Source organism: Mesorhizobium sp. WSM1343, assembly GCF_055901535.1.
This window is the reverse complement of the sequence record NZ_CM148370.1, coordinates 1,247,685-1,274,577: the sequence shown is the minus strand read 5'-3', so window position 1 is coordinate 1,274,577 and position 26,893 is coordinate 1,247,685. Positions and strand designations below refer to the sequence as shown.

Here is a 26,893-nt window from a genome sequence, read left to right as displayed (position 1 = left end):
TGGGCGGTGGAGGAATGGGCGGCGGCGGCACAGGAGGTTTCGGAACGGATGCCTTCTCCGAAGATCCCTCTGCTTCACGGCGCGTGACCAGTCGCTGATCTGACCTCAGGCCGCCTCACCCGACCGGTGCTCGGCAATCGCACTCAGAAAAACCTGGCCGAATTCCTTGAGCTTTGCCGCCCCAACCCCATTCACTTCGGCGAAGGCGTCGAGATCGTGCGGGCGGCGCTCGGCCATGTCGATCAGCGTGCGATCCGAGAACACCACATAGGCCGGCACCTGGCGCTCCTTGGCGAGCCGCAGGCGCAAGGATTTGAGCGCGGCCAGTAGCCCGGTGTCCACAGCCGACTGCCCGAGATCCTGCCCGGAGCGCATCTTGCCGCGCAAGGCGCGGCTGCGTACCTCGACACGATAATGGAACGGCACCTCGCCACGGCCAAGCGCATGACCCTTTTCGGCGATGGCGAGGCCGCCATGACCGGCCGGATCCGGCATCAGGAACCCGCCGGCGACGAGTTGCCGGATCAGCGATAGCCAGAAATCCTTCTTGTGCGCCAGACCACTGCCGAAACTCGTGAGCCTCTGGTGGTTCCTGGCAAGCACCTTCTCGGTTTCATGGCCGAGCAGGATGTCGATGACATGACCGGCACCGAAACGCTCACCGCTCTGGGCGATCGCCGTCAGGATGATCCGAGCCTCGGCTCCGCCATCGGCGCGCGGTGCCTGGTCGAGGCAGGTGTCGCAATTGCCGCAGGGCTGCGCTTCCTCGCCGAAATAGCCGAGCAGCACCTGGCGGCGGCACTGCGCCGTCTCGCAATAGCCTATCAGCGTGTCGAGCCGGCCATGCGAGCGCCTCTTGTGCTCGGGCGGCGCATCCTCGTCGTCGATGAACAACCTGCGCATGCGGATATCGCCCAGGCCGAACAGCATATGCGCCTCGGCGTCCCGCCCATCGCGGCCGGCGCGGCCTATCTCCTGGTAGTAGGCCTCCAGGCTGCCCGGCATGTCGGTGTGGAAGACATAGGCGACGTCAGGCTTGTCGATGCCCATGCCGAAGGCGATGGTCGCCACCATGACGACGCCGGACAAGGTCATGAAGCTGTTCTGGTTGGCGTCACGCGCCTCCTTGCTCATGCCGGCGTGATAAGCGAGCGCGGTGACGCCGTTCTTCTCGAGGAAGGCCGCCATCTCCTCCGTCTTCTTGCGCGACAGGCAATAGACGATGCCGCTGCGGCCGGGATGGCGCTCGACGAAGCGCAGCAATTGGCGCTTGCTGTCCTGCTTGGCCTCGATGGCAAGCTTGATGTTCGGCCGGTCGAAGCCCAGCACCAGGGTCTCGACGCGCTCGGCAAACAGCCGGGATTCGATGTCGGTGCGCGTGCCTTCGTCCGCCGTTGCCGTCAGCGCGATGATCGGCACGCTGGGAAAGATGCCGCGCAGACGCGACAGGTCCTCGTATTCGCGCCGGAACGCCGGCCCCCATTGCGAGATACAATGCGCCTCGTCGACGGCGATCAGGCTGATATCGAGCCTGGCCAGCGCCTCGAGCATCCGTTCGGTCATCAACCGCTCCGGCGCGAGATAGAGCAGGCGCGTCTGGCCCGAGGCGACGCGACGCCATGCGGCAATATTGGCATCGCGGTCGATCGAGGAATTGATCGTATCGGCGGCCACGCCGGCAAGCCGCAAGGCGGCGACCTGATCCTGCATCAGCGCCACCAGCGGCGAAACGACAATGGTGAGCCCGCCCAGGACAAGCGCCGGCACCTGGTAGCAGAGCGATTTGCCGGCACCAGTCGGCATGACAGCCAGCACATGACGCCCGGCCAGCAACGCGTCCATGACATCGGCCTGCCCGGGGCGAAAATCATCGAAGCCGAACACGTCCTTCAGCACGCGCCGCTTGGGATCCAGCTCTTCTGTCGCGAGGGCCGCCGGTGCCTGCATCACCGCGCGTCCACGGTCGGCGTGCTTATTGGCATGTCATAGCCGAACTCGGCGCAGAAACGTTGGACGCGGGCGAGAAATGCCGGGGGCAGGCCGCCGAGATAGGTCCTGAATTCTTCATTCCGTTCCCATTTTCTCAACGAAGCCACCCGGATCGGATTGTCCGGGTCCTCGCTGAAACGAATGCGCGGTGTCAGTCCGAATGACTGCGCGATTCTGTCCTGCTGCGCATCGGGCGCGCCGATCATGTCTTCGTAGCGGACGAAAAGGATCTGCCGGTGCGGTTGTGCCTTCTTCAGCCGGATCAGCGCGTCGTATTCGGTCAGCCAGCGTTGCGGCGTGACGTGGAACCGACGCTGGTTGCGTGTTTGCGGATGCGAACTTGTCAGCGTGTCGAATGGATGGCGCACGCAATAGATCAAGCCGATGGAGGTCGGTAGCTTCGCCAGATGCGCAAAACCGCGCGCATCGCGCTTGACGACGAGGTTCGATTCCGGCCGGTCCAACATGTCCAGCATTGCGTATCGCGCTTCGGGCGGATGGACGAAAATGTCCTCGAAACACCTCATCAGCCGCTGTGTCAGCGTCGTCCCGCTGCGTGCGCAGCCCGAAATGAAAATTCTGTTGGCGGGCGTCGCGCGTGCATATGTGCGTCTTTGCATGCGCTGTCTCAGAGACAGCGGCACGAACCGCAGAAACTCCCGCACAACCCTTCGCGCAGCCGCTCCAAACGCAGCCTCAAGCCTGTGAGCGCCCTTCATCCGCAATTCCGCTGGGCCGCGCGGCGCGGAACGCGCCGCTTGGGGTCCATGGCCAAGATGCTCGTCGCCGACATCAGCATCAGGCGGACACCGGGCTGGAATTTCGTAGACTGGAGAGGATGTGGAAACCGGTCAAGACGACTCTCTGGCGTGACGCTTTGGAGTAGCGCAGCCGTCATCCAACCACAACGCCCCCTTTGCAGGAACCTGCCGTTGATGGGGCCATCGGCGCTTGCCAGCCGGATGCCGTGCACATCCGAAAGCAGCTTCCCCTAGGACACCTGCACCCCGCTGGATTCCGCCACGCACCACGATGTAAGCTCCGTCCGGCAAGCCAGGGAGGGCGCGATGCTGCAGACCAGACAGAATGTTCTCGGCGAGCGGTTCCACCTGCAGCGCGCCGCCTTCGAGGCGCAGTCTTTCCCCAACTTTGACGTTCGCAAGGATCGCCTCAAACGCCTGCTCGCGCTGACCGAGCGGCATGAAGCCGACATCTGCACCGCCATCGACACCGACTTTGGCGGCCGTTCCGCGCATGAGACGCGTCTTGCGGAACTGTTCGTCGTACGTGCCGGCATCCGCCACGCGCTGTCGCACCTCAGGGGCTGGATGCGCGAACGCCGCGTTGCCACCACCATGCCGTTCCTGCCCGGCAGAAATCGCCTCATCCCGCAGCCGCTCGGTGTCATCGGCATCGTGTCGCCCTGGAATTATCCTTTCCAGCTCGCCGTCGCGCCGGTCATCGCGGCACTCGCGGCCGGCAACCGCGTGCTCATCAAACCTTCCGAATTGACGCCGGCATTTTCCGCGCTGCTGGCCAAACTCGTTGCCGAGCATTTCGCAGCCGATGAGCTCAGCGTCATCAGCGGCGATGCGGAGATGGGAAAGGCCTTCGTGTCGATGCCTTTCGATCATTTGCTGTTCACCGGCTCGACCGCGGTCGGACGCCAGGTCGCGATCGCCGCGGCCGCCAATCTGACCCCGGTCACGCTCGAACTGGGCGGCAAGTCGCCGGCAATCTTCGATCCGTCATGCGACCTCGACGCGGCAGTATCGAGCATTGCCTACGGTAAGCTGTTGAATGCCGGGCAGACCTGTATCGCGCCGGATTATCTTCTGGTGCCGAAGGGGCAAGCAGGCACGGTCGCTGCCAGGCTCGCAACGGCGATCGCTAAGCTCTACCCGACTCTACGCGACAACCCCGACTATACCGCCATCATCAGCGACCGGCATCACCAACGCCTGCGCGACATGATCACTGAGGCGCGTGATGCCGGCGCCGACATCACCGAAATCAACCCGGCCCGCGAGGAACTCGGCGCCACCAGCCGGAAACTACCGCCGACCCTGGTCCGCAATGCCGGCGCAAGCCTGCGGCTGATGCGCGAAGAGATCTTTGGGCCGGTGCTGCCCATCGTAGAATACACCGGGATCGACGAGGCGATCGCCCATGTGAACGGGGCCGACCGCCCGCTGGCACTCTACTGGTTCGGCCGCGACAGCGGCAACCGTCAACGCATCCTGCATGAGACGGTCGCCGGCGGCGTCACCGTCAACGACTGCATGCTGCATCTGGTACAGGAAAACCAGCCCTTCGGCGGCGTCGGCGCCAGCGGCATGGGCGCCTATCACGGCGAATGGGGATTTCGCACCTTCAGCAAGGAGAAACCGGTTTTCATGCAGTCGCGGCTGAGCGCGGGAAGCCTGCTGCGCCCGCCCTACGGCAAGACGTTCGAACGGCTTTTCAGCCTCCTGCGGCACATCACCTGACCGACCGAGCTACGCAGCCCCGGTGCATTAAGACTATCTTCACCACGGTGCGGCAGGGTCCTCATCCTGCGGTGATGTCTTGAGTACCGCGGCGCCACAAGCGCCCAGGCAACAGACCCGCGCCTCTTTCTGGGGTGCGGGTCATTCCCGCTCGATCTCTTACCCCTCGTTAGAGCAATTCCAGGAAAAGTGTGAAGCGGTTTTCCGTCTAGAATTGCGTCAAAACAAAGAGTTAGAGCAGCTCGCCGTTTCCGTGAAACGGTGAAATGCTCTAGCCGAGGAAATCGGCCCGGTGCGGCGTAAAGCTGTCGACCAGCCGCCCCGCTTCCAGCGCCTTGACGCCGTGCACCAGGCCCGACGGCACGATGAAACTTCCGCCCGTCCCAACGATCTCGGTCCGACCGTCGATGGTCACCTCGAAGCGGCCTTCGGCGACATAGCTTGCCTGGACGTGCGGGTGCGAATGCAGGGCGCCGACGCCACCCTTGTCGAAGCCGAATTCGACCAGCATCAACTCGTCAGTGTGCAGGAGAATGCGGCGCCTGTTGCCGTCCGGTGTCGCCGTCCAGGCGCCCTCGCCGGCATGCGCGAAGATCTTTGCGGTCATCGTCGTCTCCTCAGAGCAATTCCAGGACAAGTGTGAAACGGTTTCCGTTCGGAATTGCGTCAAAACCTAGCGTGCCAGCCAGCCACCATCCACCGGCACCACCGCGCCATGCATGTAGTTGGACGCCGGCGCCAGCAGGAAGACGGCGGCATCGCCAATGTCGCCCGCCTCGCCCCAGCGGCCGGCCGGGATGCGCGCCAGGATAGCGGCGCTGCGGTCGGGATCGGCGCGCAGCGCCTGCGTGTTGTTGGTTTCGATATAGCCTGGCGCGATAGCGTTGACGTTGATGCCTTTTTGCGCCCATTCGCAGGCAAGCAGCCGGGTGATGCCCAGCACGCCATGCTTCGAGGCGGTGTAGGACGCCACGCGAATGCCGCCCTGGAAGCTCAGCACCGAGGCAATGTTGACGATCTTGCCTTTCCGCTCAGCGGCCAAGGCACGCCTGGCAAAGCTTTGGCAGAGCAAAAAAACCGCCTTCAGATTGACATCCATGACGTCGTCCCAATCGGCCTCGCTGAGATCGACGGCATCGGCGCGCCGGATGATGCCGGCATTGTTGACCAGCCCGTCGAGCGGGCCGCTTTTGTCCCAGACGCGGTCGAGCAAGGGGCCGGCGGCTGACGTGTCGGCAAGATCGGCGCTCACCGCCTCGAATTGCCCGCCCATCGTTGCGATTTTTCTTGCCGTATCGTCCATCGACGAGCGGCCGACGCCGATCACCGTGCCGCCGGCGCGTGCGATCGATACGGCGATGCCCTGGCCGATGCCGGTGTTGGCGCCGGTGACCAGGATACGTTTTCCGGCAAGGCTGAAGGGGTCGCTCACCGCAGATCGCCTAACGCCACCGGGTCGACATCGGTGTAGTCGACATTGTCGCCGGCCATCGCCCAGATGAACGCATAATTGGAAGTGCCGGCGCCGGAGTGGATCGACCAGCCCGGCGACAGCACGGCCTCTTCGTTGCCCATGACGATATGGCGCGTTTCGTCCGGCTCGCCCATGAAGTGGAAGACGCGCGCCGTCTCGGCCAGGTCGAAATAGAGATAGGCCTCCATGCGCCGGTCATGCACATGGCAAGGCATGGTGTTCCAGATAGAGCCCGGCGCCAGCTGGGTCATACCGACCACCAGCTGGCAGGTCTTTGCGCCATCGGCATGGATGAACTGGAAGATCGAACGCTCGTTGCAGGCATCCTTGCTGCCAAGATCGAGGCGCTTTGCATCGCCGATGCGGATCAGCCGGCTGGGATGAGCCAGATGCGCCGGCGCGCTGAGCAGATAGAACTTCGCCGGCGCCCCCTCGTCCGCTGAGGCGAAGGACACATCCTGTGTGCCCATGCCGAGATAGAGCATGTCGCGCGCCTGCAATTCGAAGGACTGGCCGCCGGTCGTGATGACGCCCACGCCACCGATGTTGACGGCGATCAACTCGCGCCGGTCGAGGAAACCTTTGGTGCCGGTCGGCTTGATCGCCTCCAGTTGGAGCGGCGAGCCTATCGGCACGGCGCCGCCGACGATCATGCGGTCGTAGTGGGTGTAGGTCAGGCTGATGCGGCCGGACTGGAACAGGCCGTCAATGTGGAAATTGTGACGGAGTTCATCGGTTCCCATCGCCGCGGCGGCAACCGGGTCTATGGCAAAGCGGGATGTGTAATCGGTATGGCTCTGGCTCATTTTCGTCCTGACTTGAAATGGGTCATTCGCCGGCGGCGGCCCTGACCGAACTGGCATAGAAAGCCTGACGCGCATGCAGGCGCTCGCGGTAGCGCTGCTGGCTGGCTGTGAGGTGCGCGCGCATTGCCTCGCGCGCCGCTTCGGCATCGCCCGATGTGATCGCATTGAGGATCACCAGATGTTCGCGCTGCAGCCCGCGCTGGTAGCTGTCGGATTGCGCCAGTTCGGTCGACCAGGGCGAGGTCACGTCGCACGGAATGGCGCGCCGGCCGAGCACGTCGAGCATCTCGACATAGAATGGGTTGTTGGTCGCGCTGGCGATGGCGCGGTGGAAGGCGAGGTCGGCCGGGCCGGTCGGCTCGCTGGCAAGCAGCAGCCGCTCGAATTCGAAGAAGGCTTCCTGGATCGCCGCCTCCTGCGCGGCGTTGCGGCGAATAGCGGCGATCCCGGCCGACTCGATCTCGATTGCCAGGCGTACCTCGAGCACGTTGAGCGCGATCGAATCCTTGGCTCCCATGTCGGCGGCAAGCGCTCCGAACATCGTCGAGAGATGCTCGGTGACGAAGACGCCGGCGCCTTGACGCGGCTCGACCAGGCCGTCGGCGGCAAGCTTGGCCAGCGCCTCGCGGATGACGGTGCGGCTGACGCCGAAGGTCTCGGTCAGCTGGCCCTCGGTCGGCAATTTGTGGCCAGGCAGGATTTCGCCCGCCTGCAGTTGCTTGCGGATCGCCGCAACGACGGTCTCCGACAGCTTGGGTTTTCTCTCGACCTTGAGATCGGCGGATGCAGCGGACACGTGATGGTCTCCTAAAGCAATTCCAGGAAAAATGTGAAACGGTTTCCGTCCGGAATTGCGTCAAAACAAAGGGTTAGAGCAGTTCGCCGTTCCCGTGAACTGCTCTAGTGGAACAGGTGCGGCAACCACAACGAAATTTCCGGCACGTAGGTGACAAGCATCAACACAGCGAAAGCCGCCCCATAGAATGGCCAGATCGAACGCATCGCCGTCCAGATCGGGATCCGACCGATCGCGCAGCTGACGAACAGCACGGCCCCCACCGGCGGTGTGCACAAGCCGATGCCGAGATTGAGAATGAGGATCACGCCGAAATGCACCGGATCGACGCCGTAGGCCATGACCACCGGCAGGAAGATCGGCGTGGTGATGATGATCAGCGGCGACATGTCCATGAACGTGCCGAGGATGAGAAGCACGACGTTGATCAACAGCAGGATGACCAGCTTGTTGTCGGATACCGACTGCAGGAAGGCGACCAGAGCGGCCGGCACCCTGAGATAGGCCAGCAGCCAGCCAAAGGCGGCGGCGCAGCCGATGATCATCAGCACCATCGCGGTTGTGCGCACGGCAGCGGTGGTCGCGGTGACGAAGTCGTTCCAGCTCATTGAGCGATAGATCAGCAGGGTCACCAGGAAAGCATAGACGATGGCGATGCAGGAGCTTTCGGTGGCGGTGAAGACGCCGGAGCGAACGCCGCCGAAGATGATGCCGATCAGGATCAGCCCGGGAATTGCGGCAACGAGCAATTGCAGCGCCCTGCCGAAGCCGGCGAACGGCTCGGTCGGATAGGCGCGGCGGCTGGCGACCCAATAGGCCGTGACCATCAGAGATAGCGCCAGCAGCAGGCCCGGTATGATGCCGGCGGTGAACAGATCGGCGATCGAGATCCGGCCGCCGGCCGAAATCGAATAAATGATCATGTTGTGCGAAGGCGGTATCAGCAGCGCAATGATGGCGCCGACTGAAGTGATGTTGACAGCATAATCGACGCCGTAGCCGCGCGCCTTCATCTGCGGGATCATCAGCCCGCCGACCGCCGAGGCATCGGCCACCGCCGAGCCGGAAATGCCGCCGAACATGGTCGAGGCGGCGATGTTGACCTGGCCGAGCCCGCCTCTCAGGTGGCCGACCAACGCCCCGGCGAGCGCAACAAGGCGAGCGGCAATGCCGCCGCGCACCATCAGGTCACCGGCGAAGATGAAGAACGGGATGGCCATCAGCGAAAACACGCTGACACCGGAGTTGAGGCGCTGGAACACCACCAGCGGCGGCAGCCCCAGCACCAGAACCGTGGCGAAGCTGGCGACACCGAGGCAGAAGGCGATCGGTGTGCCGATGATCAGAAGAAAGACGAAGGTGCCGAACAGAACCGTCAATGCCATCTAGAGACCCTCCTCGCCCGTGGCGTATTGATCGGCATCGACCGGCAGTCCGGCAAACCGCCCGGCAAGCCGCTCGAGCGAAAACAGGCAGACAAGCGCGCCGCCCAGGATGACCGGCAGGAAACTGACGCCGCCCGGGAAAGCGAGAGACGGCATCACCGTGTTCCATGTCAGCCGGGTGAGCTGGGCGCCGTAGACGATCATGCCGAGACCGAAGGCGAGCACGACGACATCCGAAATGCTGCGCAGTACCGCCTTTGCGGCGGGCGGCAGGAAATAGAGCAGCACATCGAAGCCCAGATGCGTGCGTTCGCGGACACCGACGGCCGCGCCCAAAAAGATGAACCACCCCATCAAAATCACCGAGAAGGGTTCCGTCCAGCTTGGCGAACTGTTGAGCACATAGCGTGAGAACACCTGCCAGAAGATGATCACGGTCATCAGCGTCAGTCCGATGCCGCTGACCCACAGCGCAAGCCTCGCCAGCCGTGACAGCAGCCGTTCTATTGCCAGCCAGAATGGTTTCATATGCGCGCTTCCCCCTGGACGGTGGCGCGCAAGCTCGCGCCACCATTGCCGCGAACGGATTATTTGGTCGCCTGGATGCGCGCGGCGAGATCTTTCAACTCGGGGGTCGAGAGATATTTCTCGTAGACCGGCTTCATCGCATCGATCAGCGGCTGCTTGTCGATCTCACTGACCTTGACGCCGGCTTTCTCGACGATGTCGCGCGACTTCTTCTCCTGCGCGTCCCACAATTCACGCATCTTGACGACGCTGTCCTTGGCCGCCTGCCGCACGATCGCCTGGTCTTCCGGGGCGAGCTTGTCCCAGCTCGCCTTCGACATCACCAGAACCTCTGGCACGATCTGGTGCTGGTCGAGCGTGTAATGCTTGGCGACCTCGAAATGCTTGGCGGATTCGAAGCTCGGCCAGTTGTTCTCGGCGCCGTCGATGACGCCTGTCTGCAAAGCCGAATAGACCTCGCCATAGGCCATCGGCGTGGCGTTGGCGCCCAACGCATTGACCATGTCGACGAACACGTCGGACTGGATGACGCGGAACTTCATGCCCTTCATGTCGGCCATCGAGGTGATGTCCTTCTTGGTGTTGTAGAAGGAGCGTGCCCCGGAATCGTAGAAGGCGAGACCGACAAGGTCGTGAGTCTCAAAGGCTTTCAGGATCTCGTCCCCGATCGGCCCGTCCATGACATGGCGCATATGCTCGACGGAGCGGAACATGTAGGGCAGCGACGGCACCGCGGTTTGCGGAACGATGCCGTTGAACGGCCCCATCGAGACGCGGTTGAGATCGATGACGCCGGTTTGCGTCTGCTCGATCGTGTCCTTCTCCTCGCCGAGCTGCGCCGAATGATAGACCTCGACCGAATAGCGGCCATTGGTGCGCTGCTTGATCAGCTCGCCCATATATTTGACCGCTTCGACGGTTGGATAGCCGTCGGGATGGGTATCGGACGACCGCAGCACGGTTTCGGCGTTGGCGATGCCGACCAGCAACGAGCCGAAAACGAATGTTACTGCCGTCAATTTCGAAAGATGCAACATGACTTCCTCCCTATGAAACCAAAACGCCCGGCTCAGAGCCGGTAGGCCTTTTTCGCAAGTGTATAGGCAAGCTCCCGCGCCAGCTCATGCGCCTCGTCCTCGCGCAGCCGATGCTCGGCGACGAGACGCGCCAGGAACGCGCAGTCGACCCGCCGTGCCACATCGTGGCGCGCCGGGATCGAGGGAAAGGCACGGGTGTCATCGTTGAAGCCGACGGTGTTGTAGAAGCCGGCGGTCTCGGTGGTCATCTCGCGGAAGCGCCGCATGCCTTCCGGGCTGTCGTGGAACCACCAGGCCGGCCCGAGCTTCAGCGCCGGGTAGACACCGGCGAGTGGCGCCAGTTCGCGCGCATAGCTTGTTTCGTCGAGCGTGAAGAGAACGATTGTGAGGTCGCGCTCAAGTCCGACGCAGTCGAGCAGTGGCTTCAGCGCCGTGACATAGTCGGTCCGGGTCGGGATATCGAAACCCTTGTCGCGGCCGAATTTTTGGAAAAAAGCCGACGAATGATTGCGCCAGGAGCCGGGATGGATCTGCAGCACCAGCCCGTCGTCGAGGCTCATCTTGGCCATCTCGGTCAGCATCTGGGCGCGGAACAGTTTCCGTTCGCGCTCGTCGTCGGAGCCACGGCGAACGCGATTGAACAGCTCCCGCGCTGCAGCATCCGAAAGATTGGCGGTCTCGGCCGTCGGATGGCCATGGTCGGACGAGGTCGCGCCGAAGCTTTTGAAGAAGGCGCGCCGCTGGCGATGCGCATCGAGATAGCCTGCCCAGCTGCCGGTGTCGCAGCCGGTGATCTCGCCGAGCCGGTCGAGATTGGTTGAAAACCCCTCGAAGTCGGGATCGACGACGGCATCCGGCCGATAAGCGGTGACCACACGGCCCTGCCAGCCGCTGTCGCGGATCATCTGGTGCCATTTGAGATCGTCGAGCGCGCCTTCCGTGGTCGCGATGACCTCGATGTTGAAGCGCTCGAACAGGGCGCGCGGGCGGAAATTCTCCCACTGCAGCAGCGTCGCGATGGCGTCGTAGTGGCGGTCGGCGGTCGCTGCGGTCAGCGGCTCGTCGATGCCGAACAGATCGGCAAGCACATGATCGAACCACAGCCGGGTCGGTGTGCCCCGAAACAGATAATAGTGCTCGGCAAAACGACGCCAGATCGTCCGGCCGTCTGTCTCGACAGGCGCGCCGTCCAGCGTCGCCACGCCGAGATCCTCAAGGCGGATGCCTTGGCTGAACAGCATGCGGAAAATGTAGTGATCCGGAACGATGAGCAGTTGCGCCGGATCCGTAAAAGGCTCGTTCAGCGCATACCAACGCGGATCCGTGTGGCCATGCGGGCTGACCAGGGGCAGGTCCTTGATCCCGGCATAGAGATCGCGGGCAACCGAGCGCGAATGCGCATCGGCGGGAAACAGCAGATCCGCATCGGTCAGTGGCACGGCAATCCTCCCAGGGCCGCAATCGGTAGGGGCGGCAAGGAATAATGTCAACATACAAAAATTAGATTGTTGTATGATGACTTTTCGGCCCATTGTGTGGCGGGAAATCGAATGTTACGCCGCTTTGCCGATCCCTGCCGAGGCCACTCATGTCATCCGACCAGACCAGTCGCACCACGACCACCGAACGCCTTTCCACGAAGACGGTGCGCGCACTGCCGGCTTCGATCGCGACGCCTTCGTACGACCGCAGCCGCATCGTCCCGGGCATCGTGCATCTTGGCGTCGGCGCCTTCCATCGCGCCCACCAGGCCGCCTATGTCGACGATTGCCTGGCGGCCGGCGAGACGGATTGGGGCATAACAGGCGTTTCGCTGCGCAGCGCCGACACGCGCGACGCACTCACGCCGCAGGATGGGCTCTACACGCTGGCGATCAGAAGCAGTGGAACCGAAAAACTTCAGGTCATCGGCTCGATTACCGCGATGCTGGTGGCGCCGGAGGATCCGGGCGCGGTACTGGCCGCGCTGACCGATCCGCGCACCCGCATCGTCACACTTACGATCACCGAAAAGGCCTATCTGAGGGCGGCTGGCGGCGGATTGGACGCTGCTCATCCCGATATCGCCCATGATCTGGCCAATCCGCAGATGCCGAAGACAGCGCATGGTTTCCTAACCGAGGCGCTTGCCCGGCGACGCGCCGCCGGCACGCCGCCCTTTACCGTGCTCTGTTGCGACAATCTGCCGGCCAACGGCGCCACGCTGCATCGGCTGCTGACCGAATTCGCCGAATTGCGCGATGCCAAGCATGGCGTGAAGAGCGACGTTAGAATCGCCGACCACATCGCCCATCAGGTCGCCTTTCCTTCAAGCATGGTCGACCGCATCGTGCCGGCAACCACCGATGCCGATCGGGCGCGGATCGCTGAAGAACTCGGTGCCGAGGACGCTTGGCCTGTCATGACCGAGCCGTTCTGCCAATGGGTGGTCGAAGACAATTTCCCAGCGGGCCGCCCGGACTGGGAACAGTTCGGCGTCACCATGGTTCGCGACGTCGGCCCGTTCGAGGACATGAAGCTCAGGCTGCTCAACGGCTCGCATTCGGCCATCGCCTACCTTGGCCTGCTCAGCGGTCATGCCACCGTCGACCGCGCCTTCGCCGACCCGGCGATCCGGCAATTCGTCGATGCATTGTGGGCCGAAGCCATCCCGACCCTGCCCGAGGATGCCGGACTCGACACGAGCGCTTATACCGCGGAGCTCGCTGAGCGTTTTTCCAACACTGCACTTGCCCACCGTACGGCTCAGATCGCCAATGACGGCAGCCAGAAATTGCCGCAGCGCATCGTCGCTTCCGCCATCGAATGTCTAGAAGCCGGTACCGAGCTGGTCCATCTCACGTTGGTGGTGGCTGCCTGGATCGCTGCTTGCGCCGCACGAGGAAAAACCTTGCCGGAGGGCCATTTCACCGATCCGCTCGACGCGGCGTTGACGGCACTTTTGGGCGAGCAACTGCCGGCGAACGAAACCGTGACCGCGGTGTTCGACCTCGCCGGCTTCGCCAGGGACCATGCCGAGCGCCAGACCTTGATCGAGCTCGTGGCCGTGCATCTCGTCCACCTGCGACGAGACGGCCCGACATTGGCTTTCGCAGCCTTGGGCATTTAAACAAAAAAGCGAGGCAAGGCCCCGCTTTTTACTCTTTCATCGAACCGAATTTCAAGCCGGCAGGATGGCGCCTTCCAGCGTGGTGAGCTGGCTAAGGAACTGTTCCGCCTTGCTGCGCGCCTCGTCGTCCTTGGCATCAGTGGCGTCTTCTTTGGCTTCCTGGATGCGGCGCGCGAGATCGGCGCGGTCGACATCCTTCACCGCGACAGCCGATTCCGCCAGCAGCGTGCAGCCGGCCGGAACGATGTCGGCGAAGCCGCCGAACACCACATAGCGCTCTTCGCCGCCCGCTGCGGTCTTCACGGTGACGACGCCCGGCTTGATCGTGGTCATCACCGGCGCGTGATGCGCCATCACGGTCATCTCGCCTTCGGCGCCCGGAATGACGACGGATTCAACCTGCTCGGAAACAAGCAGGCGCTCCGGCGAGACCAGTTCGAACTTGAAAGCTTCAGCCATGATCAATTTAGCGAATAGCGAATAGCGAGCAGCGAGTAGTCAGAAGAAGAATTCGCCGGCCCATATTCCCTATTCGCTACTCCCTATTCGCTATTCGCTTGATTACGCCGCTTCAGCCGCGAGGCGCTGTGCTTTCTCGACCGCTTCCTCGATGCCGCCGACCATGTAGAAGGCAGCTTCCGGAAGGTGATCGTAGTCGCCGTTGCAGAGGCCCTTGAAGCCCTTGATGGTGTCGGCGAGGTCGACCAGCTTGCCCGGCGCGCCGGTGAACACTTCGGCGACGAAGAAGGGCTGCGACAGGAAGCGCTCGATCTTGCGGGCGCGGGCCACGGTCTGCTTGTCCTCTTCCGACAGCTCGTCCATGCCCAGGATGGCGATGATGTCCTGCAGCGACTTGTAGCGCTGGAGGATCGACTGCACCTGGCGCGCGACGCCGTAATGCTCGTCGCCGACGACCAGCGGGTCGAGCATGCGCGAGGTCGAATCCAGCGGATCGACCGCCGGATAGATGCCCTTTTCGGCGATGGCGCGGTTCAGCGTCGTGGTCGCGTCAAGGTGGGCGAACGAGGTCGCCGGCGCCGGATCGGTCAAGTCGTCGGCGGGCACGTAGATCGCCTGCACGGACGTGATCGAGCCCTTGGTGGTGGTGGTGATGCGTTCCTGCAGCGCGCCCATGTCGGTGGCGAGCGTCGGCTGATAGCCCACGGCTGAAGGAATACGGCCGAGCAGAGCCGACACTTCCGAACCAGCCTGCGTGAAGCGGAAGATGTTGTCGACGAAGAACAGCACGTCCTGGCCCTGGTCGCGGAAATACTCCGCAACCGTCAGGCCGGTCAGGCCGACGCGGGCGCGCGCGCCCGGCGGCTCGTTCATCTGGCCGTAGACGAGTGCGGCCTTGGAGCCTTCGCCGCCGCCCTTCTTGTTGACGCCGGATTCGATGAACTCGTGATAGAGATCGTTGCCTTCGCGGGTGCGCTCGCCGACGCCGGCGAACACCGAATAGCCGCCATGCGCCTTGGCGATGTTGTTGATCAGTTCCTGGATCAGCACGGTCTTGCCGACGCCGGCGCCGCCGAACAGGCCGATCTTGCCGCCCTTGGCGTAGGGAGCCAGGAGGTCGAGCACCTTGATGCCGGTGATCAGGATCTGGGCTTCCGTCGACTGCTCGACATAGGTCGGAGCCGGCTGGTGGATGGAGCGCATTTCGATAGCGTCGACCGGGCCTTCTTCGTCGACCGGCTCGCCGATGACGTTGATGATGCGGCCGAGCATGCCCGGGCCGACCGGCACGGTGATCGGCGCGCCGGTGTCACGCACTTCCTGGCCGCGAACCAGACCTTCGGTCGAGTCCATGGCGATGCAGCGCACGGTGTTTTCACCCAGGTGCTGGGCGACTTCGAGCACCAGACGGTTGCCGACATTGGTCGTCTCGAGCGCGTTCAGGATCGCCGGCAGGTGATCGCCGAACTGCACGTCGACGACGGCGCCGATGACCTGGCGGACCTTGCCGACAACGCCGGTTGCCTTGCTGGCCACTGCCGATGTCTTGGCAGCTGCGGTCTTCGCCGGTGCTGCTGCCTTGGCCGGGGCCGCCTTCGCGGCTGCTGCTGGAGCCTTTGCCGCCTTCGCGGGGGCTGCTGCCTTCGCGGCTGCGGCCTTGGGGGCTGCCTTCTGGGGGGTCGCTGCTTTCGCCATCGTCTTTACCCTTTTTCGTCCTTTGTTTCTCACGCGGTCCGGTCGCGGGCAAAAAACCCGCGGACCGCGCCTAGAGCGCCTCGGCGCCCGAAATGATTTCGATCAGTTCCTTGGTGATCTGCGCCTGCCGCTGGCGGTTATAGGTGATCGACAGTTTGTTGATCATCTCGCCAGCGTTGCGCGTCGCATTGTCCATGGCGCTCATCTTGGCGCCCATCTCGCCGGCCGCGTTTTCGAGCAGTGCCCGGAAAACCTGCACGGAAATGTTGCGCGGAATGAGATCGGAGAGGATTTCGCCCGGCTCCGGTTCGTATTCATAGACAGCGTTGCCGCCATCCGTCACTTCCGCCTGAGCCGAAGCAACGCCCGCCGGAATGATCTGCTGCGCGGTCGGGATCTGGCTGATCACCGACTTGAACTGCGAATAGAACAGCGTGCAGATGTCGAAGCCGCCCTCGTTGAAGAGATGGATGACCTTCTTGGCGATGGCATCGGCATTGACGAAACCGAGTGTCTTGACCTCGCGCAGATCGACGCGATCGATGATCAGCGACGCGTAGTCGCGGCGCAGGATGTCGAAACCCTTCTTGCCGACGCAGATGATCTTGACCTGCTTGCCGTCGGCCAAAAGCTTGCGGATGTGGTCGCGGGCAAGACGGGCGATCTGCGAATTGAAGCCGCCGCACAGGCCGCGCTCGGCGGTGCAGACGACGAGCAGATGCACATCATCCTTGCCGGTGCCGGTCATCAGCGCCGGGGCATCGCCACCGCCGCCGATCGCCTGGGTGATGTTCGCCAGCACGGAACCCATGCGCTCCGAATAGGGGCGCGCCGCTTCCGCAGCCTCTTGCGCACGGCGCAGCTTCGCCGCAGCGACCATCTGCATCGCCTTGGTGATCTTCTGCGTCGCCTTGACCGAGGCGATACGGTTACGAAGGTCTTTTAATGAAGGCATGCTTCAAACCTGATCCCGTCTTGTCGCTTCGCTCAGGCGAAGGTCTTGGCGAAAGCGTCGATCTCGGCCTTCAGCTTGGCGCGCAGATCGTCCGACAGTGCCTTTTCCTTGCGGATGGCGTCGAGAACGTCCTTGCCGGCCGCACGCATGTGGCTGAGCAGGCCATGCTCGAACTTGCCGACCTGGTTGACCGGCAGCTTGTCGAGATAACCGTTGACGCCGGCGAAGATCACCGCGACCTGCTCTTCCGTCTTCAGCGGCGAGAACTGCGGCTGCTTCAGGAGTTCGGTCAGGCGCGATCCGCGGTTGAGCAGGCGCTGCGTGGCGGCGTCGAGATCCGAGCCGAACTGCGCGAAGGCCGCCATTTCGCGGTACTGCGCGAGCTCGCCCTTGATCGAGCCGGCAACCTGCTTCATCGCCTTGATCTGCGCGGCCGAGCCGACGCGCGACACCGACAGACCGACGTTCACCGCAGGACGGATGCCCTGGAAGAACAGGTTGGTTTCGAGGAAAATCTGGCCGTCGGTGATCGAGATCACGTTGGTCGGGATGTAGGCCGACACGTCGTTGGCCTGCGTCTCGATGATCGGCAGAGCGGTCAGCGACCCGCCGCCCAGATCGTCGTTGAGCTTGGCGGCGCGCTCGAGCAGGCGCGAGTGCAGGTAGAACACGTCGCCCGGATAGGCTTCGCGGCCCGGCGGGCGGCGCAGCAGCAGCGACATCTGGCGATAGGCGACGGCCTGCTTCGACAGATCGTCATAGCTGATCAGCGCGTGCATGCCGTTGTCGCGGAAATATTCACCCATGGTGCAGCCGGCGAACGGCGCCAGGAACTGCATCGGCGCCGGGTCGGAAGCGGTGGCGGCGATGATGATCGAGTATTCGAGCGCGCCGCGCTCTTCCAGCACCTTGACGAACTGCGCGACGGTCGAGCGCTTCTGGCCGACGGCGACGTAGACGCAGTAGAGCTTTTCCTTCTCGGGGCCGTTGTCGTGCACCGACTTCTGGTTGAGCATCGTGTCGAGGATGATGGCGGTCTTGCCGGTCTGGCGATCGCCGATGACCAGCTCGCGCTGGCCGCGGCCGACCGGGATCAGCGCATCGATGGCCTTGAGACCGGTCGACATCGGCTCGTTCACCGATTTGCGCGGGATGATGCCGGGCGCCTTGACGTCGACGCGCTTGCGCTCGACTGCCTTGATCGGACCCTTGCCATCGATCGGATTGCCGAGCGCATCGACGACGCGGCCGAGCAGGCCTGGGCCGACGGGAACGTCGACGATGGCGCCGGTGCGCTTGACGATGTCGCCTTCCTTGATGTCGCGGTCGGCGCCGAAGATGACGACGCCGACATTGTCGGCTTCGAGGTTGAGCGCCATGCCGCGGATGCCGCCGGGGAATTCGACCATCTCGCCGGCCTGGACATTGTCGAGGCCGTAGACACGAGCGATACCGTCACCGACGGACAGCACCTGTCCAACTTCGGAGACCTCGGCCTCCTTGCCGAAATTCTTGATCTGGTCTTTCAGAATTGCGGAAATTTCCGCGGCGCGGATGTCCATCAGCCGACCTCTTTCAGTGCAAGCTTGAGCGAATTGAGTTTGGTTTTGAGCGACGTATCGATCTGGCGCGAGCCCATCTTGACCACCAGCCCGCCGAGCAGCGACGGATCGACGGTGACGGAGATAGCCACGTCCTTGCCGGCAACGCTCTTCAGCGCCGCCTTGAGTTCGGTCTGCTGGACAGCCGTCAGCGCGTGAGCCGACGTCACTTCAGCAGCGGTCTCGCCACGGTGTTCGGCTGATATCTGGCGGAACGCCCTGATCATGCCGGGAATGGCGAACAGCCGGCGGTTGCGGGCGACGACGCGCAGGAAATTTCCGGTGAGGCCGGTGATCCCGGCCTTGTCGGCGATCGCCGCGATGGCCTTCGCCTGGTCCTCGCTGGAGAACACCGGGCTGTTGATCAGCCGGGTGAGATCAGCGCTGCCCGCGAGCATGATTTCGAAACTGTTGAGGTCGGCTTCGACCTTGGCCACGGAATTTGCCTGCAGGGCGAGTTCGAACAGCGAACCCGCATAGCGTTCTGCGACACCTGAGATTGGCGATGACGATTGAGCCACGGACCGTCTTTTCTCTTGTCTGACAGGCCGTAGATTGTTGGCGCGAGCAAAAACTCTGGCTAAATCTTTGACCTTACTGCATTTTTTCGAGCACGGAGGCGCGGCTTCCGCTATCCCCGGCCGAAAGTCGATTGCCGTCTAGCACAGGCATTTTAAGACCGCAATGCGTCGTTCCGCATGGTTTTCAGGCACTATTGTCGCATCCGGCGAAAGTCGCCCGTCTTCCATCGCGGAATACCCAATGATTCAAGGCAGAAAGCCGAAGGCGAAGGCGAGCGGCAACGCCGCCAGGACCAATTCCAGCACAATGGAAACCCAATTGAAAGGCGTGTTGGCGCCATCAGACATCATCGACAGCAGCCGGCCGAAGGCAGTGAACAGCCAGGAGAAGCCAAGCGCCATGTAGATCAGCGGCTGCGCCAGCAGGATACAGCACAGGCCGACACCGAGATAAAAGCCCGACATCCTGCCGCGCCCCTCGGCGATCGCCGCAGCCTTCTCTGGCTTGACCTGCAGGCGCAGGGCACGAAAGGCGAGACCCGGCGCCAGGAAGAACAAAAGCCCGAGCAGCACCGTGAAGACGGCGCTCGACCACGCCAGCCATTCGCCCTGGCTCGTCGGCCATGGAAGCGCAAAATCCATCTTGTCCCCTCGAAATACCTGTTTTGAAATTCCGGGCATTCTAACGGAGGAAAGCCCCCGCGCCAGATGGGTCCAGGTACTTTAGGCAGCGCGCATCAACCGAGCGCGAATTCCACAGCCGCCTCGGCATGGATGCGCGTCGTGTCGAAGACCGGGATGTCGAAATCCTGCTGGCCGATGAGCATGGTGATCTCGGTGCAGCCCATGATGACGCTGTCGGCCGCCTCTTCGCGGCGCAGGCGTTCGGTCTCGGCGATATAGGCCGCCTTTGAAGTCTCCTTGACCATGCCCTGGCACAACTCGTCGTAGATGACGCGATGGACCATGTCGCGCCCGGCCGCATCCGGCACCACGGGGTCCAAGCCAAATCTGTCAGCGAGCCGGCCCTTGTAGAAATCCTGCTCCATGGTGAAGCGCGTCGCCAGCAGCGCCGGACGCTGCATTCCGGCACGCTTGACCGCCACTGCGGTGGCATCGGCGATGTGGATCAGCGGGATCGACACCGACGCCTGCACCTGATCGGCCAGTTTGTGCATGGTGTTGGTGCACAAAAGCAGACCTTCCGCGCCGCCGGCCTCAAGCTTGCGCGCCGCTTCTACGAGGAGCACGCCGGCACCGTCCCAATCGCCGTGATGCTGCCGCTCGGCGATTTCGGCAAAGTCGAACGACCACAGAAGCAGTTTCGCGGAATGCAGCCCACCCAGCCGTTCGCGCACGATCTCGTTGAGCAGGCGATAGTAGATGGCGGTCGATTCCCAGCTCATGCCGCCGAGCAGGCCAAGGGTCTTCATATGAGTTTCCACATCTCGCTGGCTTGCGGGCAACCTATCGCTGAAAGCGCAACCTTACAAAAAACTCTGCGGGTCGACGTCGACCTGCACCCGAACCGAGCCGCGTTGCTTCGGCCCGTTGGCCAGCATGGCCCTGATAAAACCTTGCATGTCGGCGCGCCGTTCGCCCTGGATCAGCAGCCGGAAGCGGTGGCGGCCGCCGAGCAGTGACAGTGGCGCCTCGGCTGGCCCCAGCACGAACAGATCTGACGCCTCGGGTGCGGCGCGGCGCAGGCCACGTGCGTGGCCCTCGGCTTCCGCTCGTGTCACCGCACTGACGATGACACCCGCGAGCCGGCCGAAGGGCGGCAGGGCAGCCCGTTCGCGCTCGGCGATCTCACGTTCGTAAAATGCCTCGGCGTCGCCCGAGACGATCGCCCGCATCACCGGGTGGTCGGGCTGAAAGGTCTGCAAAAGGCCAAGGCTCTTCTTGCCGGTGCGGCCGGCGCGGCCGGTGACCTGGCTGAGCAGCTGGAACGTGCGCTCGGCGGCGCGCGGATCGCCATTGGCAAGTCCGAGATCGGCATCGACGACGCCGACCAAAGTCATGTTGGGAAAATTGTGTCCCTTGGCGACGAGCTGCGTGCCGATGACGATGTCGGCTTCGCCATCGGCGATCGCCTCCAGCTCCAGCCGCAGCCGCCGCACGCCGCCCATCAGGTCTGACGACAAGACGATGGTGCGCGCGTCGGGAAAATGCGTAACGACCTCTTCGGCGATCCGCTCGACGCCCGGTCCGCAGGCGACCAGATGATCGAGCGTGCCGCATTCCGGGCAGGCTTCGGGGCGGCGCTCATTGTGTCCGCAATGATGACAAACCAGCTGACCGCGAAAGCGATGCTCGACCAGCCAGGCCGAGCAGACCGGGCAGCCGAAGCGATGACCGCAGACCCGGCACAGCGTCAAGGGCGCATAGCCGCGCCGATTGAGGAACAGTAACGACTGCTCCTGCCTCTCCAGCGTCTGGCGCATCTGGTCGAGCAGCACCGGCGACAGAAAGCCGCCACGCGCCGGCGGCGCACGCCGCATGTCGACCGCCTTCAGATGCGGAAGTGCTGCCTCGGCGAAGCGAGCGGAAAGCACCGCCCTGTTATATTTACCTTGGCTGGCATTGACCCGGCTTTCGACCGACGGCGTCGCCGACGCCAGCACCACGGGGAAGCTGCCGATATGGCCGCGCACCACCGCCATGTCGCGCGCATTGTAGAAGACGCGGTCCTCCTGCTTGTAGGCAGGGTCGTGCTCCTCGTCGACGACGATAAGGCCGAGCTCCTTGAACGGCAGGAACAGCGCCGAGCGCGCGCCGGCGACGACCCGCACGCCGCCCTCCGCCACTTGCCGCCAAACCCGCTCGCGCATCCGCGGCGGCAGGTCGGAATGCCATTCGCCCGGCTTGGCGCCGAAGCGCTGCTGGAAGCGCTCGAGAAAGGCATGCGTCAGCGCGATTTCCGGCAGCAGGATCAGAACCTGCCTGCCCTGGTCGAGCGCAGCCGCCACCGCCTCGAAATAGACCTCGGTCTTACCCGAACCGGTGACGCCGTCGAGCAGCGCGACGTTGAACACGCCGGCTGCGACATTGGCGCGCAGCATCTGCGCCGCGGCGCCCTGGTCCGGCATCAGTTCCGGAATAGCGTAGCCGGGATCGGGCGCGGCCACCACCGGGCGCGGCGGGATCATCACGGTCTCGAACACGCCTTGCGCCCTCAGGCCGTCGATCACCGTCGAGGACACGCCGGCGGCGTGAGCGAGGCCGGAGCGCGTCCAGGCAAGGCCGCCTGCGGCCGTCTCCAGCACGCGCTGCCTGGCGCCCGTCATCCGGTCGGGTGCGAGAAGCGTGCGCTGCAACCCCTCGATCCACGGTTCGGGGTCGAAAGCCTCCGGCGCCCGAAGCAGCATGCGCGCCACCATGCCCGGCGGCGACAGCGTGTACTGCGCCACCCAGTCGACGAAACGGCGCATCGCGCGGTCGATCGGCGGGCAGTCGAAGACCTGTTCGATAGGACGCAGCTTTTTCGCGTCGACCTTCTCGACCGCGCCATCCCAGACGATGCCGGCGACCTGGCGCGGCCCGAGCGGCACACGCACGATCGAGCCCGGCATCACGCGCATGCCGGCCGGCACGGCGTAGGTGTAGGGGCGTTCGGCGGGCATCGGCACCAGCACCGGTGCGGCTGCGACAAAGGGCGAATCTTCGATCATGAGGCGTGACCTTGCCCTGACTTTGGTCTAGATCAAAGGCCGACCCCAAATGTGCATGGCATGCACATGAAAATCTTCAGGAGACCCGCCATGAAATTTTTTGTCGACACCGCCGACGTCAAGGATATCCGTGAGCTGAACGATCTGGGGCTGCTCGACGGCGTCACCACCAATCCGTCGCTGATCCTCAAATCCGGCGGCAAGATCGCCGAGGTCACCAAACAGATTTGCGACATCGTCAAGGGTCCGGTCTCGGCTGAAGTCACCGCCACCGAATATTCCGAGATGATGCAGCAGGCCAAGGTTCTGGCCAAGATCGCCGACAATGTCTGCATCAAGGTGCCGCTGACGCTGGACGGCCTCAAGGCCTGCAAGACGATCCGTACCGAGATGAACCGCCTGGTCAATGTCACGCTGTGCTTTTCGGCCAACCAGGCGCTGCTTGCGGCCAAGGCCGGCGCCTCGTTCATCTCGCCCTTCGTCGGCCGCCTCGACGACATCGGCATCGACGGCATGGAGCTGATCCAGGAAATCCGGCAGATCTATGATAATTACGATTTCCAGACCGAGATCCTCGTCGCCTCGGTGCGCACCGTGAACCACGTCAAGCAGGCGGCACTGATCGGCGCCGACGTCGTGACCGCGCCGCCGGCGACCCTGAAGGCGCTGGTCAACCATCCGCTGACCGACAAGGGCCTCGCCGCCTTCCTCGCCGACTGGGCCAAGACCGGCCAATCGATTGGCTGAGATGGCGATCGGCTGAAGCCAATGCGCTTGCAGTGAAAAAAGACCGGGCAACCGGTCTTTTTTATGTGCTGCGGGTGGGGTGACTTTCCATGTCTTTGTTTTTGCGTGCCTTGCACTAGCTCTTTTGGCTTTACTGCATCGCAGCATTGCATCCAGCTGAAATCGAGAGCGACAAGTTCAAAACAGGATATTTGATCGAGTTCACCAGATCGACACGCTGCTGAAGCATACCCTGGATATCACGCTAGAGAGATGCCCTTCGACGAACTTAAAAAACGATGACTTGGTCGAACCCTTTGTAAAGGTGCTGGCTGTAGCTTCGATGTTTTAGCTACTGGGTCGAACATGAGCCTTCTAATCTCAATCGCCTTTTCTGTTCTTGCATCAATAGGACTCGCTTTCGCAAAGGCATTTTCAATCTACGGCCTCATTCGGGACAAACGTTATTCGTGGGTGAGTTTCATAGTGATTTCGGTCGTGTGGCTTGGCGCAACGGTGCTGAGTGCCAACCGGACGTGTGGTCAATGGGGGTGTAGCTGGGGCCTTCACTTCGGTTGGATTCTTGCCCTGTTGCCTCAAGGCTTCGTGACGAATGTTGCGTTAGTTGAGAAGCTATTTGTGATTGCGTTGCTTACATATTTGGGACTGTGCATCTATTTCTTCGGGCATGTCATTGGCTGGTTATCCTATGTGGTCGTCAGCATTGGAAAGGCCGTCACTAACCGCTAGTGTAGATGCTTAAGGTTTAGGCTGGGATAGGTGATGGAATTCACGAGCTTGACCCGCAGCTGAAGCATCCCCTGAAGCATGATCCCATAACGGCCGGGGTCGCTCAGTCCGCGCCGTCATCCTCAGGCACGGTCGCCGGCTGGCGCCGGCCCATGATGATTTCGCGTTTGCCAACATGGTTGGGTGCGCCGACCAATCCTTCCTTTTCCATACGCTCGACCAGGGATGCGGCGCGGTTGTAGCCGATGCCGAGGCGGCGCTGGATGTAGGAGGTCGAACACTTCTTGTCGCGCACCACCACCTTGACCGCCTCGTCGTAGATCGCATCGCTGTCTTCGGCTGCAACCGATCCCTTGTCGAAGACCGCGCCCTGGTCCTCGTCGATTTCTTCCTCATCCTCGTCGGCGGTCACGGTTTCCAGATATTCAGGCCGGCCCTGCGCCTTGAGATGCGCCACCACATGCTCGACCTCCGCGTCGGAGACAAACGGCCCATGCACGCGCGAAATGCGCCCGCCACCCATCATGTGCAGCATGTCGCCCTGGCCGAGCAGCTGCTCGGCGCCCTGCTCGCCCAGGATGGTGCGGCTGTCGATCTTCGACGTCACCTGGAAGGAAATCCGGGTCGGGAAATTGGCCTTGATCGTGCCCGTGATGACGTCGACCGAGGGACGCTGCGTTGCCATGATCAGGTGGATGCCGGCAGCACGCGCCATCTGCGCCAAACGCTGGATGGCGCCTTCGATCTCCTTGCCGGCGACCATCATCAGGTCGGCCATCTCGTCGACGATGACGACGATGTAGGGCATCGGCGCCAGGTCTACTTCCTGCCGTTCGAAAAGCGGTTCGCCGGTGCCCTTTTCGAAGCCGGTCTGCACCGTCATGACGACGGTTTCGCCCTTGTCGCGGGCTTGGGCGGCGCGCTCGTTGTAGCCGTCGATGTTGCGCACACCGAGCCGCGCCATCTTGCGATACCGGTCCTCCATTTCGCGCACCGCCCATTTGAGCGCCGTGACGGCTTTTTTTGGATCGGTGACGACGGGCGTCAGAAGATGCGGGATGCCGTCATAGACAGAGAGTTCGAGCATTTTGGGATCGACCATGATCAGCCGGCATTCTTCCGGCTTCAGCCGATAGAGCAACGACAGGATCATGGTGTTGATGGCAACCGACTTGCCGGAGCCGGTGGTTCCGGCCACGAGCAGATGCGGCATCTTCGCCAGCTCGGCAATGACAGGCTCGCCGCCGATCGTCTTGCCGAGACACAGCGCCAGCTTGCAGCTCGTCTTGCGGAAGCCCTCCGATTCGATCAGCTCCCGGAAATAGACGGTTTCGCGCATCTCGTTCGGGAGCTCGATGCCGATGACGTTGCGGCCGGGCACGACGGCGACGCGCGCCGAAATCGCCGACATGGAGCGGGCGATATCGTCGGCAAGCCCGATGACGCGAGAAGATTTGACGCCCGGCGCCGGTTCGAACTCATAGAGCGTGACGACCGGGCCGGGACGAACATGAATGATCTCGCCACGCACGCCGAAGTCTTCGAGCACGCTTTCCAGGAGATCCGCGTTCTGCTCGAGCCGCTCCTGCGACATGTAGAAGCCTTGTCCCTCCGGTGGCTGCTGCAACAGCTCTTCCGAGGGAAGCTCATAGGGATCGCCCGCGGTTGACAGCACGACCTTTCCAGCCCCAGGCAAGCGTGCAGAGCGGGCGCCAACGGCCTTGGCAGGGAGGTTCACACTTGGCGCGGACGGCTTGGAAACGGCGACGCTTTTGGCGGCTGGAATTGCGACAGGCTGGACCGGCGACGGCGCATTGCTCGCCGGCACGTCAGGTTGGGCGACGGCCTGGTTCGAATTGGCCGGCCAAACATCCGGCAACGGCTTCAAGGCCTGGCCCGGCAGGCAGTCGATGACGCGAAACAATGCGGTGGCATCGGTCCCTGTCGTCGGACGGATATCGATCGGCATAGTGGTGACTGGCGCTGCGGCGAGCGGCGCAGGCGACGTTGAACCGATTTGCCGGGCCGGCGGCGAAACGTCGACCAGATAGGGTGCCATAGCCTCAAAGAAGGCATGATCCGAAAGATAGGGCCAGCGCTGCCTTTCGGTTTTGGTCGGGGCGCCCGGAGCAACGGACGCACGCACGGATGCCCGTCCCGTTGCGACCGTCCTCGGCGGCACCGGCGCAACGGCTGGCGCCCTCTCCCTGGCGCGCACCGACGGGACAAAGGCAGCAGCCGGCGGTAATGGCTCTTGCGTGGCGCGCCCGGTCTGCGGCTGGGAGGCAGGGCTTTTCACCGACGCCGGCAATGCCAGGAGCGAGGGCGCGGAGGACGCCCTGCCGACCATGGGTTGCGCAACGGCTTGCTGTGCCGGGCGCGTCGCGCCGTGTTCGACGACACGCTCGTGCTGCGGATGATGCTTCCTGGCCTCATAATCCGGCGTGCGTGTAAAACGCACGTTGGGTGCAAGGAAGAAATATTCCTGCCAGGCAGGGCTCTCGATATCGCCGATTTTCGAAGGCGTGTCGTCGGAGCCACTCCGCGGCTCCATATAGGGCCGCTTGTTGCCGCCGAGATCGACCATAGGCGCGGAATAGCCGGCCTGGCGTGTGGCGGGCTGCCGACCGTCCGGCTCCTTGCGAGCCATACGATCAAGGGCGCCTGCGGCGGAAGAACTTCGCTGATCACCCCTGTCGCCAATGCTCTCGAAGCGCTTCCCCTCGGGATCATCAGGCGGTGCGGCCGTCGACAAATTGACCCGGGAAAAACGCTTGGCTTCCATTCTCAAGACTCACTCTGAAATGTCTGCCGAGCAATAGGGAGCGAGTGGTTAACAGTTGCTTCCCGGATGGGTCGCCTACGATCCTGAGCGCCAAAATCTTCGCGAGCGACGCGGCAC

General features: G+C 63.2%; 23 protein-coding genes. 4 read left to right on the top strand and 19 right to left on the bottom strand.

All coding sequences use genetic code 11. The features are described from left to right. Positions 1 to 105: 105 nt before the first annotated feature. Both recQ and AC0NIL_RS06075 read right to left on the bottom strand, forming a co-directional pair. Entirely contained in the window at positions 106 to 1,947 is a 1,842-nt protein-coding gene (gene recQ, locus AC0NIL_RS06080; protein ID WP_063169445.1) for a DNA helicase RecQ, read from the bottom strand. Further along, complete coding sequence (locus AC0NIL_RS06075; RefSeq protein ID WP_224674615.1) at positions 1,947 to 2,609, bottom strand: sulfotransferase family protein; 663 nt, start codon at positions 2,607 to 2,609, stop codon at positions 1,947 to 1,949. Before AC0NIL_RS06075 ends, recQ begins: the two co-directional genes overlap by 1 nt. 447 nt (positions 2,610 to 3,056) lie before the next feature. Between AC0NIL_RS06075 and AC0NIL_RS06070 the strand changes: the two genes are divergently transcribed. Next, entirely contained in the window at positions 3,057 to 4,478 is a 1,422-nt protein-coding gene (locus AC0NIL_RS06070; protein WP_473572925.1) for a coniferyl aldehyde dehydrogenase, read from the top strand. Positions 4,479 to 4,749: 271 nt separating this feature from the next. Here the strand turns inward: AC0NIL_RS06070 and AC0NIL_RS06065 are convergent, their stop codons facing one another. The 8 genes from AC0NIL_RS06065 to uxaC all read right to left on the bottom strand — a co-directional run bounded on the left by AC0NIL_RS06065 (position 4,750) and on the right by uxaC (position 11,997). Beyond that, positions 4,750 to 5,085 carry a cupin domain-containing protein gene (locus AC0NIL_RS06065; protein WP_013529048.1) on the bottom strand — a complete coding sequence of 112 codons (336 nt, stop codon included), beginning with the start codon at positions 5,083 to 5,085 and terminating at the stop codon, positions 4,750 to 4,752. Between the two features lie 66 nt (positions 5,086 to 5,151). After that, entirely contained in the window at positions 5,152 to 5,910 is a 759-nt protein-coding gene (kduD, locus tag AC0NIL_RS06060; protein WP_127367430.1) for a 2-dehydro-3-deoxy-D-gluconate 5-dehydrogenase KduD, read from the bottom strand. Further along, a complete protein-coding gene (kduI, locus tag AC0NIL_RS06055) occupies positions 5,907 to 6,758 on the bottom strand; it encodes a 5-dehydro-4-deoxy-D-glucuronate isomerase (RefSeq protein WP_013529046.1) in 852 nt (283 codons plus the stop codon). The genes kduD and kduI overlap by 4 nt, the downstream gene beginning before the upstream one ends. A 22-nt stretch (positions 6,759 to 6,780) precedes the next feature. Continuing rightward, entirely contained in the window at positions 6,781 to 7,554 is a 774-nt protein-coding gene (locus tag AC0NIL_RS06050) for a FadR/GntR family transcriptional regulator (RefSeq protein ID WP_013529045.1), read from the bottom strand. 104 nt (positions 7,555 to 7,658) lie between these two features. Beyond that, positions 7,659 to 8,939: a TRAP transporter large permease gene (locus AC0NIL_RS06045; protein ID WP_013529044.1), complete on the bottom strand. Its 1,281-nt coding sequence runs from the start codon at positions 8,937 to 8,939 to the stop codon at positions 7,659 to 7,661. Then, positions 8,940 to 9,467 carry a TRAP transporter small permease gene (locus AC0NIL_RS06040; protein ID WP_013529043.1) on the bottom strand — a complete coding sequence of 176 codons (528 nt, stop codon included), beginning with the start codon at positions 9,465 to 9,467 and terminating at the stop codon, positions 8,940 to 8,942. Positions 9,468 to 9,526: 59 nt separating this feature from the next. After that, complete coding sequence (locus AC0NIL_RS06035) at positions 9,527 to 10,504, bottom strand: TRAP transporter substrate-binding protein (protein ID WP_024504231.1); 978 nt, start codon at positions 10,502 to 10,504, stop codon at positions 9,527 to 9,529. Between the two features lie 32 nt (positions 10,505 to 10,536). After that, positions 10,537 to 11,997 (bottom strand): glucuronate isomerase, encoded by a 1,461-nt coding sequence (gene uxaC, locus AC0NIL_RS06030; protein ID WP_275953509.1) that lies wholly within the window; start codon positions 11,995 to 11,997, stop codon positions 10,537 to 10,539. 95 nt (positions 11,998 to 12,092) lie between these two features. Here uxaC and AC0NIL_RS06025 point away from each other — a divergent pair, with 95 nt between their 5' ends. After that, positions 12,093 to 13,613, top strand: coding sequence for a mannitol dehydrogenase family protein (locus AC0NIL_RS06025; protein WP_275953508.1), 1,521 nt, complete (start codon positions 12,093 to 12,095; stop codon positions 13,611 to 13,613). A 51-nt stretch (positions 13,614 to 13,664) separates the two neighbouring features. Here AC0NIL_RS06025 and AC0NIL_RS06020 read toward each other — a convergent pair whose 3' ends face one another. The 8 genes from AC0NIL_RS06020 to AC0NIL_RS05985 all read right to left on the bottom strand — a co-directional run bounded on the left by AC0NIL_RS06020 (position 13,665) and on the right by AC0NIL_RS05985 (position 22,515). Next, entirely contained in the window at positions 13,665 to 14,072 is a 408-nt protein-coding gene (locus tag AC0NIL_RS06020; RefSeq protein ID WP_013529039.1) for a F0F1 ATP synthase subunit epsilon, read from the bottom strand. A gap of 102 nt (positions 14,073 to 14,174) precedes the next feature. Further along, the gene (atpD, locus tag AC0NIL_RS06015) at positions 14,175 to 15,767 is read right to left on the bottom strand and encodes a F0F1 ATP synthase subunit beta (RefSeq protein ID WP_024504228.1); all 1,593 of its coding nucleotides are present in this window, start codon (positions 15,765 to 15,767) and stop codon (positions 14,175 to 14,177) included. A gap of 70 nt (positions 15,768 to 15,837) precedes the next feature. Continuing rightward, positions 15,838 to 16,722, bottom strand: a complete 885-nt coding sequence (locus AC0NIL_RS06010; RefSeq protein ID WP_013529037.1) for a F0F1 ATP synthase subunit gamma — start codon at positions 16,720 to 16,722, stop codon at positions 15,838 to 15,840. A gap of 32 nt (positions 16,723 to 16,754) precedes the next feature. Beyond that, positions 16,755 to 18,284, bottom strand: coding sequence for a F0F1 ATP synthase subunit alpha (atpA, locus tag AC0NIL_RS06005; RefSeq protein ID WP_013529036.1), 1,530 nt, complete (start codon positions 18,282 to 18,284; stop codon positions 16,755 to 16,757). After that, complete coding sequence (locus AC0NIL_RS06000; protein ID WP_013529035.1) at positions 18,284 to 18,844, bottom strand: F0F1 ATP synthase subunit delta; 561 nt, start codon at positions 18,842 to 18,844, stop codon at positions 18,284 to 18,286. Before AC0NIL_RS06000 ends, atpA begins: the two co-directional genes overlap by 1 nt. A gap of 246 nt (positions 18,845 to 19,090) precedes the next feature. Further along, on the bottom strand, positions 19,091 to 19,486 hold the full coding sequence (locus tag AC0NIL_RS05995; protein WP_013529034.1) for an AGROH133_08824 family phage infection protein: 396 nt from the start codon (positions 19,484 to 19,486) through the stop codon (positions 19,091 to 19,093). A gap of 95 nt (positions 19,487 to 19,581) precedes the next feature. Further along, positions 19,582 to 20,277: an aspartate/glutamate racemase family protein gene (locus AC0NIL_RS05990; protein WP_275953505.1), complete on the bottom strand. Its 696-nt coding sequence runs from the start codon at positions 20,275 to 20,277 to the stop codon at positions 19,582 to 19,584. A 54-nt stretch (positions 20,278 to 20,331) separates the two neighbouring features. Next, a complete protein-coding gene (locus AC0NIL_RS05985; protein WP_275953504.1) occupies positions 20,332 to 22,515 on the bottom strand; it encodes a primosomal protein N' in 2,184 nt (727 codons plus the stop codon). A gap of 90 nt (positions 22,516 to 22,605) precedes the next feature. Here AC0NIL_RS05985 and fsa point away from each other — a divergent pair, with 90 nt between their 5' ends. Then, complete coding sequence (gene fsa / locus AC0NIL_RS05980) at positions 22,606 to 23,262, top strand: fructose-6-phosphate aldolase (RefSeq protein WP_473572923.1); 657 nt, start codon at positions 22,606 to 22,608, stop codon at positions 23,260 to 23,262. A 345-nt stretch (positions 23,263 to 23,607) separates the two neighbouring features. Further along, positions 23,608 to 23,991 carry a hypothetical protein gene (locus AC0NIL_RS05975; RefSeq protein ID WP_473572922.1) on the top strand — a complete coding sequence of 128 codons (384 nt, stop codon included), beginning with the start codon at positions 23,608 to 23,610 and terminating at the stop codon, positions 23,989 to 23,991. Positions 23,992 to 24,094: 103 nt separating this feature from the next. Here the strand turns inward: AC0NIL_RS05975 and AC0NIL_RS05970 are convergent, their stop codons facing one another. Continuing rightward, positions 24,095 to 26,776, bottom strand: coding sequence for a DNA translocase FtsK (locus AC0NIL_RS05970; RefSeq protein WP_473572920.1), 2,682 nt, complete (start codon positions 26,774 to 26,776; stop codon positions 24,095 to 24,097). Positions 26,777 to 26,893 lie beyond the last annotated feature (117 nt).